Origin of the sequence: Flavobacterium sp. CG_9.10, assembly GCF_015752245.1 — a bacterium.
GTDB lineage: Bacteria > Bacteroidota > Bacteroidia > Flavobacteriales > Flavobacteriaceae > Flavobacterium.
Map to the genome: position 1 here is coordinate 13,877 of NZ_JADOVD010000018.1, position 13,043 is coordinate 26,919.

Consider the following 13,043-nt stretch of genomic DNA (forward strand, 5'->3'; position numbering starts at 1 on the left):
AAATTCCACAGAAAATGATTACAAACACAGAATTAGAATATAAAGGAGATTTATATCCTACAAAAATAGTCTCTTTTGAGCATGAAGTTGATTCAATAAGTTTCCATACTGATAATAGTGTTATACTAAAAGTAACCGTATTAAGAGATAGTTTAATTCGTTTTAGATTTACAACAAAAGGATATTTCAGCAATGATTTTTCCTATGCTATTGATAAAAGCCATTCTCATGGATATAATTTTCTTGAAGTTTCTGAAGTTGCTGATTATTACCAGATAAAAACAAGCAAAGTACAATGTAGAATTCAAAAAGCAGATATGAGATTATCTATTTTTGATTTGAATGAAAATATAATTTTAGAAGATGAATTAGGTTTTCATTGGGAGGAAAGCTACGAATATGGAGGTAATATCGTCAAAATGAGTAAAGCTTCCAAAGATGGAGAATGCTTTTATGGACTTGGCGATAAAGCTACACAGTTGAATTTGAAAGGAAAAAGATTGGAGAATTTTGCTACTGACCAATATGCTTTTCAAAAAGACCAAGAACCCTTGTATAAAGTAGTCCCTTTTTACATTGGATTACAAAATAAGCAGTCTTACGGAATTTTCTTTGATAATACATTTAGAACTTATTTTGATTTTTGTCATGAAAGAAGAAATGTAACCAGTTTTTGGGCAGAAGGTGGAGAGATGAATTACTATTTCATTTATGGTCCTCAAATGCAGGATGTAGTCACGACTTATACTGATTTAACTGGTAAACCGGAATTACCACCTTTATGGGCGCTAGGATATCACCAATGTAAATGGAGTTACTATCCCGAAAGTAATGTAAAAGAAGTAACGGCCAAATTCCGAGAATTGAAAATTCCTTGTGATGCGATTTATTTGGATATTGATTATATGGAAGGTTTTCGCTGTTTCACTTGGAACAAAGAATATTTTCCTGATCCGAAAAGAATGGTGGCTGAACTAGCCGAAGATGGTTTCAAAACAGTTGTAATCATTGACCCGGGTATAAAAATTGACAAAGAATATTCCGTATATAAAGAAGCTTTAGAAAAAGATTATTTCTGTAAAAGAGCGGATGGTCCTTATATGAAAGGAAAAGTATGGCCTGGGGAATGTAACTTTCCCGATTATACAAACCCTGCAGTTAGAGAATGGTGGGCAGGATTATTTAAAGAATTAATTTCAGACATTGGTGTAAAAGGGGTGTGGAATGACATGAACGAACCTGCCGTCATGGAAGTTCCCAATAAAACATTCCCAATGGACGTACGTCATGATTACGATGGAAATCCTTGCAGTCATAGAAAAGCCCATAATATCTATGGAACACAAATGGCAAGAGCCACGTATCATGGTGTAAAAAGATTTGCTTACCCGAAAAGGCCTTTTATTATAACTAGATCTGCTTATTCCGGTGCACAACGTTACACCTCTTCTTGGACTGGAGATAACGTTGCAACTTGGGAACATTTATGGATAGCGAATATCCAAGTGCAACGAATGTCTATTTCAGGAATGGGTTTCACTGGTTCAGATATTGGTGGATTTGCGGAACAACCTTCAGGTGAATTATATGCACGTTGGATTCAATTAGGCGTTTTTCATCCCTTTTGTAGAACTCACTCTTCTGGTGATCATGGCGATCAAGAGCCTTGGGCTTTTGACGAAGAAGTGATTGATATTACTAGAAAATTCGTCAATCTACGATACCAATTATTACCCTATTTATATACAATGTTTTGGCAGTATATTGAAGAAGGAATACCTATGCTAAAACCTTTGGTATATTATGATCAGGAAGATATTCAGACGCATTATAGAAATGACGAATTTGTGTTTGGTAATCAAATTTTAGTTTGCCCTATTCTTGAACCAAACTCTTTAGGTAGAAGGATGTATATACCTCGAGGACATTGGTATAATTATTGGACAAACGAGGAAATTAAAGGAGGGAAAGAAATTTGGGTGGATACTAAATTTGATCAAATACCACTTTTTGTGAAAGCTGGCTCGGTTATTCCTAAATATCCTGTACAGCAATATGTAGGTGAGTTAGAATTTGACGAATTGACTTTGGAAATTTATTACAAAGAAGGTAAAGAAAAATCAGTAGTTTATGAGGATGCTCAAGATGGCTATGATTATAAAAAAGGCAGATATAGCTTTTTATCATTTCAAACAACCGGAAAAGAGAAAGAGTTAATCATTCAGTTGCATAAAGAGGGGAAATATGATACACCATATTCTAAATATAAAATAAATTTAATAGGATTGCCTTTTACAATAAATACAATCGAAGTTGACAACGTAAAAATTTCATTTGATCAAAAATCTTTTGAAGAGGATAATTATTTAATCGTAGATAAGGAATTTACCGAGTTACATATAATTGGGGAATAACCAAAAAAGTTGATACTTTTGAATGTAATTATGTAAGAGAATAATTGATAACTATTTGTATTTTTGTGTAATAATAAAACTTAAAATTATGAAAAAACATATATTATTAGGAATTTGTGCATTAGGGTTAGTTTATTCTTGTGCCACTAATCCAATTACAGGAAAAAAGAGTTTGAACTTTGTTTCAAATAGTGAATTGTTTCCATCATCATTTCAACAATATGGAACTTTTTTAAAGGCAAATAAAGTCATAGAAGGAACTGCTGATGCAAGAAGAGTTGAAACAGTAGGAACAAGAATTAAAATGGCATCAGAAAAATATTTAACTTATTTAGGACAAACACAATATCTAAACGATTATCGTTGGGAATATAAATTGGTTGATAATAAAGAAGTGAATGCTTGGTGTATGCCTGGTGGAAAGATTGTGGTTTACTCGGGAATTTTACCTATCACGAAAGATGATTCTGGTTTAGCTACCGTTTTAGGACATGAAGTTTCACATGCATTAGCAAATCATGGAGCGCAACGTATGAGTGCGGGTCAATTACAACAATTAGGCGCAGTAGGAGTAGCAGTTGCAAGCGGTAGTCAAAGCGCTGAAAAACAACAAATGTGGCAACAATATTATGGATTAGGTTCTCAAGTGGGAGTAATGCTTCCTTTTAGCAGAAGTCATGAAAGTGAAGCTGATAAAATTGGTCTTACTCTTATGGCAATTGCGGGTTATAATCCAGATGATGCTATTGTTTTTTGGCAAAGAATGGCAGCGCAGTCAAAGGGTCAATCGCCACCAGAATTTCTTAGTACTCACCCTGCAGATGCCACTAGGATCGCAAATTTAAAAGCATTAATTCCGGAAGCTCGAGCAACAGCTGCGAAAGTTGGAATTATTCGTAGATAATTTTATTTTTTTAAATTCATTGTAAATTTTTTTTTAAACATTTGCAAATAAATTAATTTTCATATCTATTCAAGCTATTCTTTCGAGAATAGCTTTTTTTTTGCATTTAATTAAAAGAGGAGAGCCGATATCTCCTTAACGAAATATTAATGTACGATTTAGTGCTATTTTTTGAAATTCTACGCAAAAAACAAATAAATTCGTAGCATAAAAAATGATAATATGGCAAACCTACCAAAAGGCAGTAAAAAATTATTAAACGCTTGGGCTTTTTATGATTGGGCAAATTCAGTTTATACGCTTACCATTGCCTCGGCAGTATTTCCAATTTTTTATGAAGCTTTATTTGCAGAACGTGATCATTACATTGATGTTTTTGGTTTGCATCTCAAAAATTCAGCTTTAATAAGCTTTGTAACCGCTTTAGCATTTTTATTGGTAGCTTTTATTTCCCCTTTATTGTCTGGTATTGCCGATTATGTGGGAAATAAAAAATTATTTATGAAATTCTTTTGCTACATGGGAGCCTTATCATGTATGGGATTATATTGGTTCAATCTCGAAAATATATATATGGGATTGGCATTTTATTTCTTAGGACTTATTGGTTATTGGGGAAGTTTAGTATTTTACAATTCCTATTTGCCAGACATAGCTTATGTAGAGCAACAAGATAAAATTAGCGCCAAAGGATATTCATTAGGATATATCGGAAGTGTCATTTTATTGATTATCAATTTAGCGATGATCATGAAGCCAAAACTTTTTGGAATTACAGGCTCCGAAGGTGAAGCTGCCATGAAAGCCATGAGATATTCGTTTGTTATGGTAGGAGTTTGGTGGATATTATTCAGTCAGTATTCTTATTATTTTTTGCCTAAAGGCAATAAAAATGCCAATCGTAAAGTGACACATCATGTTGTATTTAATGGTTTTAGAGAGTTGAAAAAAGTCTGGTTTTTATTGAAAGAGAATATTCCATTAAAACGTTATTTAGGGAGTTTCTTTGTTTATAGTATGGCCGTACAAACTGTAATGCTTGTTGCTACTTATTTTGGAGCTCAAGAAATTGCTTGGACCTCAAAAGCTGAAAGCACAATGGGGTTAATTATTTGTATTTTAGTAATACAACTAGTTGCTGTTGTTGGTGCTGTTCTAACTTCAAGAGCTTCAGAAAAATTCGGAAATATTCCAACTTTGATCGTAATTAACTGTATTTGGGTAGTGTTTTGTGTAATTGTTTTCTTTATTACTTTACCGATACATTTTTATGCTATGGCAGGATTAGCAGGATTTATAATGGGTGGAATTCAAGCTTTATCACGCTCAACCTATTCCAAACTATTACCTGAAACGGAAGATACGGCTTCATTTTTTAGTTTTTATGATGTAGCTGAAAAAATTGGAATCGTAATAGGGATGCTAGTTTACGGAATCATAGATCAAATTACTGGAAGCCCTAGATTTGCAGTTGTATTTCTTGGAGTATTTTTTGTTATTGGTATTATACTATTAAAAAGAGTTCCAAAAAAAGGTGTTCTAAATTAATGGCCCATCAAAAATTAGCACTAATTAGTTTTGCGCTGATTTTAAATACAAATGAGTACTCCGGTTTTTGCATTTTATATTGCAGTATTTCCTTAAGTGCTGATTCCTAAATTTTTCTTTATTTGTAAGAAATGGAATTAATTTTACTTTCACTTTGGCACAATGATTGTCTCTTTTAGGGTTGTACAAATTATTATTGTCATACAACGATTTTATTTAAATTAATAGTATGATAGCTTATATTTGCTTGACAAATGAAAATTTTTAATGACAAAAAGACTTAAATAAATATATGTCAAATCATAAAATACTTACAATTGACAATCTGTCACTTCAAGAATTTGATACTGAAGCAGATTTAATACCATTATTGACTCGTGAAGATGAGGAGGAGATGAACAATGAAGCATTGCCCGAATCATTAGCTATTTTGCCTCTTCGAAATATGGTTTTGTTTCCTGGAGTGGTAATACCAATTACGGCTGGAAGAGACAAATCCATAAAATTAATTAATGATGCAAATGCTGCTGGTAAAGTCATTGGTGTTGTTGCTCAAAAAAATGAGGAAGACGAAGATCCCACGACAGAAGATATCCATAAAGTAGGAACTGTAGCAAGAATTCTTCGTGTTTTAAAAATGCCCGATGGAAACGTAACGGTTATTCTTCAAGGAAAAAAACGATTTGAAATTGACAACGTTGTTTCGGAAGCCCCTTATATAGTTGCAAATATTAAAGAAATTGCTGAAAAAAGACCTGCTAAACACGACACGGAGTTTGTTGCAATTCTTGATTCGGTTAAGGAACTTGCTATTCAAATAATTAAAGAAAGTCCAAATATTCCAACGGAAGCAACATTTGCAATCAAAAATATTGAAAGCCAATCGTTTTTGATCAATTTTGTTACTTCAAACATGAATTTATCTGTCAAGGAAAAACAAGACTTACTGGCAATTAATGAATTGAAATTAAGAGCATTAGAGACATTGCGTTATATGAATATTGAGTTGCAAAAACTCGAATTAAAAAACGATATTCAATCTAAAGTTCGTTTTGATTTAGATCAACAACAACGCGAATATTTCCTTCACCAACAAATGAAAACCATTCAAGAAGAATTGGGTGGCGTTTCTCAGGAAGAGGAAATGGATGAAATGAGTTTGAAGGCCAAATCAAAAAAATGGGACGAAAAAACGCAAAAACATTTCGGGAAAGAATTAGCTAAAATGCGTAAAATGAATCCTCAAGCACCTGATTTTGGAATTCAAAGAAACTATTTAGAATTGTTTTTAGATTTGCCGTGGAATGAGTTTTCAAAAGACAACTTCGATTTAAAACGAGCGCAAAAAATATTAGATAGAGATCATTTTGGTCTTGAAGATGTAAAGAAAAGAATGATAGAGCATTTGGCAGTTTTAAAATTGCGAAATGATATGAAATCCCCAATTATTTGTTTGACAGGACCTCCGGGAGTTGGAAAAACCTCTATCGGACGATCAATTGCAGAGGCATTAGGCAGAAAATATGTTCGAATTTCGCTTGGTGGTTTGCGTGATGAAGCGGAAATACGAGGACACAGAAAAACCTATATCGGTGCAATGCCTGGCCGAATAATTCAAAGTTTGAAAAAAGCTGGGACATCAAATCCTGTTTTTGTTTTAGATGAAATAGATAAACTGTCAAATGGTAGTCATGGTGATCCATCTTCTGCTTTACTGGAAGTTTTAGATCCAGAACAAAATAATTCGTTTTATGATAATTTCTTGGAAATGGGATATGATTTGTCAAAAGTCATGTTTATTGCTACTTCTAATAATATGGCTACGATTCAGCCTGCTTTGAAAGACAGAATGGAAATTATACAAATGTCAGGATATACTATTGAAGAAAAAGTAGAAATTTCGCGTCAGCATTTATTTCCAAGACAATTGAAAGAACACGGTTTGACTTCGAAAGATTTGACTATTGGAAAAAAACAATTAGAAAAAATTGTGGAAGGATATACGCGTGAATCTGGGGTTCGTGGCTTAGAAGCAAAAATTGCTCAAGTGATTCGTAATGCAGCTAAATCAGTTGCAATGGAAGAGGAGTACAACAAGAAAGTTACGGATCAAGATATTATTAAAACCCTTGGTGTTCCTAGATTAGAACGTGATAAATATGAAAATAATGATGTTGCTGGCGTAGTTACAGGTTTGGCTTGGACGTCTGTTGGCGGTGATATTCTTTTTATAGAATCTTTACTTTCTCCAGGAAAAGGAGGAATGACCATTACTGGGAATTTGGGAACTGTAATGAAAGAGTCGGCAACAATTGCTTTGGAATATATTAAAGCCAATACGGCTCTTTTAGGTCTAGATTCAGAATTGCTATCAAAATATAATATTCACTTGCACGTTCCCGAAGGAGCTACTCCAAAAGATGGTCCTAGTGCTGGAATTGCCATGTTGACTTCTTTGGTTTCTCTTTTAACACAAAAGAGAGTGAAGAAAAATCTAGCAATGACAGGAGAAATTACCCTAAGAGGAAAAGTATTGCCTGTTGGAGGACTGAAGGAAAAGATTTTGGCAGCAAAAAGAGCGAAGATAAAAGAAATTATTTTATGTCAGGATAATAAAAGTGATATTGATGAAATAAAACCGGAATATCTTGAAGGACTTACTTTTCATTATGTTAGGGAAATGAGTGATGTTTTGAAATTTGCTTTGACTGACCAAAAAGTTAAAAACGCAAAAGTTTTGTAAGATATTTTTTTATTTAAATTAAATTCCAAGATTATTGCTTAATTCTTTAAGTTTTAATCTTGGAATTTTTGTTTTATTTCGAATTTGCGTCGAAACTTCGAAAGGAAATATGAGATATATATGATTATAATTTTATCTTCGCATTTGCGTTTTACTATACATCAACAGCCATTTAAAGCATGCTCAAAAAACTTTTATTATTCTCTTTTTTTTCGGTTTGTTCTGTGTCCCACAGTCAAATAGGAGGGAAGCATATTTATCAGTTTTTAAATTTGGTTACCTCGCCAAGACAAGCAGCTTTAGGAGGAAAAGTTATTACCATATATGATGACGATGTGAATCAGGTTAATTTTAATCCTGCAACATTAAATGTAGAGATGGACAATCATCTGGCTTTAAATTATGGGAGCTATTATAAAGAAGTTACTTATGGAACAGCTTCTTATGCTTACACTTACGATCGCCATTTGCAAACTTTTCAAGCAGGCGTAAATTACGTAAATTATGGAAATTTTGAAGGTTACGATGAAAATGGTCAGCCTACATCAGAATTTACTGGAAGTGAAATTGCCCTTTCCCTTGGCTATGCGTATAACATTCCAAATACTACTATTCATCTTGGCGCTAATGCAAAATTGATTTCTTCAACTTTAGAGAGTTATAATTCTCTTGGAGGCGCGATTGATTTAGGCGCACTTTTCATCGATGAAAGAAATGATGTGAATTGGGGTTTGGTAATTCGAAATATTGGAACCCAATTCACCACTTATTCGGGTACAAATGAAAAATTACCATTAGAAATTATAGCTGGCGTTTCACAGGAATTATCTAATGTGCCCATTCGCTGGCATCTTACTTTAGAGAATTTGCAACAATGGAATATTTCCTTTTCTAATCCGGAAAGAGCTCAAGGATCAATCGATGGAAGTTCAAGTAACGAAAAAGTTTCAGTACTAAATAATGGTTTGCGTCATGTAATTGTAGGGGTTGAACTTTTTCCTAAAAAAGCATTCAATCTCCGATTGGGATATAATTTTCGCAGGGCAGAAGAATTAAGGATTGTAGATCAACGGAATTTCTCTGGAATTTCGGTTGGTTTTGGACTTAAAATGAATAAATTAAAATTTAATTATTCTTATTCGAGATATACATCAGCAGGAAATACGAGTTTATTTGGATTAACTATTAACTTACAATAATAACATTTTGGATAAAAAAATTACGATTGCAATAGATGGATTCTCGTCGACTGGAAAAAGTACTTTAGCAAAACAGCTGGCTAAGCATTTAGGGTATGTATATGTAGATACGGGAGCTATGTATCGTGCCGTGACGTTTTTTGCGATGCAAAACGGATACATAAATCCTGATTCTTTTGACAAAGAATCATTAATAAATAGTTTACCATTCATAAAATTACACTTTAAATTTAATCCTGATTTGGGTTTTGCCGAAATGTATTTAAACGATGTCAATGTAGAAACAGCCATTCGAAAAATCGAAGTTTCAAATTTTGTAAGCAAAGTAGCCGAAGTTTCTGAGGTTCGAACCAAATTAGTGGAGCAACAAAAGGAAATGGGAAAAGATAAAGCGATTGTTATGGACGGCAGAGATATAGGGACTGTAGTTTTTCCTGATGCAGAACTTAAAATCTTTATGACTGCAAGCGCAGCTACAAGAGCGCAAAGACGTTTTGACGAATTGCAACAAAAAGGAGATGATGTGTCTTATGAAGCAGTTTTGAAAAATGTGGAAGAACGCGATTACATTGATACTCATAGAGTTGATTCACCTTTAGTAAAAGTGGATGATGCGATTGAAATTGATAATTCACATCTCAGTCGTGAAGAACAGTTTCAAGTTGTTTTAGATTTAGTAAATGAAATTACTAAAACGCTATAAATATTTGCAAATCTCTTTTTTAATATTAGATTTACGCTTTGTTATTTTTTAAAAATATAAAATACAATTCATCTTATGGGGATTAAAAATAAATTGACGGTAATGAGTTTTCTTCAATTCTTTGTTTGGGGAGCGTGGTTGATTACTGTTGGAAATTATTGGTTTGGTACAAAACAATGGAGTGGAGCCGAATTTGGAGCCGTTTTTTCAACTCTTGGGATTTCTTCGATAATAATGCCTGCAATTACTGGGATTATAGCTGACAGATGGATCAATGCCGAGAAATTATATGGAATACTACATATCTTAGGTGGATTAGCGATCTGTTATATTCCGCAAGTGGAAAATCCTACCACTTTTTATTGGGTAATATTTTTAGCAATGCTGTGCTATATGCCTACAATTTCTTTGTCAAATTCAGTTGCTTATAACATATTGAAAAACAATGATTTTGATGTAGTGAAAGTTTTTCCTCCTATTCGGGTTTGGGGAACAATTGGTTTTATTGTTGCGATGTGGATTACTAATTTATCTGGAAATAAAGCATCGGCTAATATGTTCTATATTTCAGCCTTTGCGTCTTTCGTTTTAGGTATTTATTCCTTTGCATTACCAAAATGTCCACCACAAAAATTAATTGCCGAGGATTCTACTTTTGCTAAAAAATTAGGGTTGGATGCATTTAAGTTGTTTGGAACCTATAAAATGGCATTGTTTTTCATTTTTTCTATGTTTTTGGGCGGTGCGTTACAACTGACAAATATGTACGGTGATACTTATTTATCTGAATTTGCAAATGTTCCTCAATATGCGGATTCTTTTGTGGTAAAATATTCTACAATTATCATGTCTATTTCTCAAATTTCGGAAACCTTGTTCATTTTGGCCATTCCATTTTTCTTAAAAAGATTTGGAATTAAACAAGTAATGCTGATTTCAATGTTGGCATGGGTTTTACGTTTTGGATTGTTTGCTTATGGAAATCCAGCTGATGGGCTATGGATGATCGTTATGTCATGTGTTGTTTATGGAATGGCATTTGATTTTTTCAATATTTCAGGTTCATTATTTATTGAAACCACTACCGACTCTAGAATTCGTTCTAGTGCTCAAGGATTATTTATGATGATGTCTAATGGTTTTGGCGCTTTCTTTGGAGGAATAGTTAGTGGAATTGTAATCGATAAATTTTTCACGCATGATGGTGTTAGGGATTGGCATAACATTTGGCTTTCGTTTGCGGGATATGCTTTGATTATCGCGGTTGCTTTTGCTGTTTTGTTCAAGCACAAGCATTATCCAGAAGATGTTTCTAAAGTGAGTCACTAAAAAGCGGCAGATAATAAATAGAAACCGATAACTGAAAAATAGTTATCGGTTTTTTTTTATGTTTATAAATACGGATTAAAATAAATTAGCCCCGAGTGAAGCGGCATCCTTTTATATAGCTTCCAGCCTTTTGAAGGCTGGAAGCTATATAAAAGATACAGCGGAAAGCGGGAGCAGAGTTCTTGAAAATCGCAAAATGTTCTGCTCCTAATAATCAACTGATTATCACAATATAAATATTTTGCTATTTAAGATAAAAGTGTTACTTTTGCAGTCCTTTTGGTGAATAAGAGTTTCCTTTAGGGTTCAACTAATTATACAAACAACTTCTGTTGTTTTCTAGCACATTAAGAAACTCGAGAGAATACAGAATACAAATTTTTAATCAGCATGTCTGAACAAGTAAAATCACAAGAAGAGTTTTTAGCAAATTTTAACTGGCACAATTTCGAAGAAGGTATTGATGCAGTTGATGAGAAAAACTTATTAGAATTCGAAGAACTAGTTTCAAAAACATTTATCGCTACGGATCAAGAAGAAGTGGTTGATGGTACAGTTGTTAGAATTACAGATAGAGACGTTATCGTTGATATCAACGCAAAATCGGAAGGTGTTATTTCATTGAATGAATTCCGTTACAACCCAGCATTAAAAGTAGGTGATACTGTTGAAGTATTAATTGACATCCGTGAGGACAAAACTGGTCAATTAGTATTATCTCACAGAAAAGCACGTACTATCAAATCATGGGATAGAGTTATTTCGGCTAACGAAACAGGAGAAATCGTTAATGGTTTTGTAAAATGCAGAACTAAAGGTGGTATGATCGTTGACGTTTTCGGAATTGAAGCTTTCTTACCAGGATCTCAAATTGATGTTAAACCAATTAGAGACTACGATGTATATGTAAACAAAATGATGGAATTCAAAGTGGTAAAAATTAACCACGAATTCAAAAATGTTGTTGTTTCTCATAAAGCGCTTATTGAAGCGGATATCGAAATCCAGAAAAAAGAAATCATCGGTCAATTACAAAAAGGACAAGTATTAGAAGGTGTTGTTAAAAACATTACTTCTTATGGTGTCTTTATTGACCTAGGTGGAGTTGATGGATTGATTCACATTACTGACCTTTCTTGGTCAAGAATCAACCACCCATCTGAAGTTCTTGAATTAGATCAAAAATTAAATGTTGTAATCCTTGATTTCGATGATGAGAAAACAAGAATTCAATTAGGATTGAAACAATTGAACGCTCACCCTTGGGATGCTCTAGATGCTAAATTAGCAATTGGAGACAAAGTAAAAGGTAAAGTAGTTGTAATCGCTGATTATGGTGCATTTATCGAAGTTGCTGAAGGTGTTGAAGGTTTGATCCACGTTTCTGAAATGTCTTGGTCTACTCATTTACGTTCTGCTCAAGATTTCGTAAAAGTAGGAGATGTTGTTGAAGCAGTTATCTTAACTTTAGACAGAGATGACCGCAAAATGTCATTAGGTATCAAACAATTGTCTCAAGATCCTTGGACTGATATCACTTCTAAATACCCAGTAGGTTCTAAACATACAGGTATCGTTAGAAACTTTACAAACTTTGGTATTTTCGTAGAATTAGAAGAAGGAATTGATGGATTAATTTACATCTCTGACTTATCTTGGACTAAGAAAATCAAACACCCATCTGAATTTGTAAACGTTGGTGAGAAACTTGATGTAGTAGTATTAGAATTAGATGTTGAAGGACGTAAATTATCTTTAGGTCACAAACAAACTACTGCTAATCCTTGGGATCAGTATGAAGATTCTTTCGCTGTAGGAACTATCCACAACGGTGAAATTTCTGAAATCGTTGACAAAGGAGCTACTGTAGAATTCGGAGATGATATCGTTGCTTTCATTCCTACTCGTCACCTTGAAAAAGAAGATGGTAAGAAATTGAAAAAAGGAGAATCAGCTGATTTCAAAGTAATCGAATTCAACAAAGAATTTAAAAGAGTAGTTGCATCTCACACTGCTATCTTCCGTGAAGAAGAAGAGAAAAATGTGAAAACTGCAACTGAAAATACTTCATCTGCATCTTCATCTGCAAATGCACCAGCTGCTGCAACTTTAGGTGATAACAATGATGTATTAGCAGCATTGAAAGCTAAAATGGAAAAATCAGAGAAAAAATAATTCTCAATATTTCTTAAATAGTAAAAAG

8 protein-coding genes are annotated in these 13,043 nt (G+C 33.4%); all 8 read left to right on the forward strand.

The window, feature by feature from the left end:
* The first annotated feature begins 14 nt into the window (after window positions 1-14).
* A complete protein-coding gene (locus IWX84_RS13770; RefSeq protein WP_196851336.1) occupies window positions 15-2,414 on the forward strand; it encodes a glycoside hydrolase family 31 protein in 2,400 nt (799 codons plus the stop codon).
* Between the two features lie 88 nt (window positions 2,415-2,502).
* Window positions 2,503-3,318 (forward strand): M48 family metallopeptidase, encoded by an 816-nt coding sequence (locus IWX84_RS13775; RefSeq protein ID WP_196851337.1) that lies wholly within the window; start codon window positions 2,503-2,505, stop codon window positions 3,316-3,318.
* 222 nt (window positions 3,319-3,540) lie between these two features.
* On the forward strand, window positions 3,541-4,866 hold the full coding sequence (locus IWX84_RS13780; RefSeq protein ID WP_196851338.1) for an MFS transporter: 1,326 nt from the start codon (window positions 3,541-3,543) through the stop codon (window positions 4,864-4,866).
* 292 nt (window positions 4,867-5,158) lie between these two features.
* Entirely contained in the window at window positions 5,159-7,609 is a 2,451-nt protein-coding gene (gene lon, locus IWX84_RS13785) for an endopeptidase La (protein WP_196851339.1), read from the forward strand.
* A gap of 179 nt (window positions 7,610-7,788) precedes the next feature.
* Window positions 7,789-8,808: a type IX secretion system protein PorQ gene (porQ, locus tag IWX84_RS13790; RefSeq protein ID WP_196851340.1), complete on the forward strand. Its 1,020-nt coding sequence runs from the start codon at window positions 7,789-7,791 to the stop codon at window positions 8,806-8,808.
* A 7-nt stretch (window positions 8,809-8,815) separates the two neighbouring features.
* On the forward strand, window positions 8,816-9,511 hold the full coding sequence (gene cmk, locus IWX84_RS13795) for a (d)CMP kinase (protein WP_196851341.1): 696 nt from the start codon (window positions 8,816-8,818) through the stop codon (window positions 9,509-9,511).
* Between the two features lie 75 nt (window positions 9,512-9,586).
* Window positions 9,587-10,840: a nucleoside permease gene (locus tag IWX84_RS13800; protein ID WP_196851342.1), complete on the forward strand. Its 1,254-nt coding sequence runs from the start codon at window positions 9,587-9,589 to the stop codon at window positions 10,838-10,840.
* 390 nt (window positions 10,841-11,230) lie between these two features.
* Entirely contained in the window at window positions 11,231-13,015 is a 1,785-nt protein-coding gene (gene rpsA, locus IWX84_RS13805) for a 30S ribosomal protein S1 (protein ID WP_196851343.1), read from the forward strand.
* The last annotated feature ends 28 nt before the right edge of the window (window positions 13,016-13,043 follow it).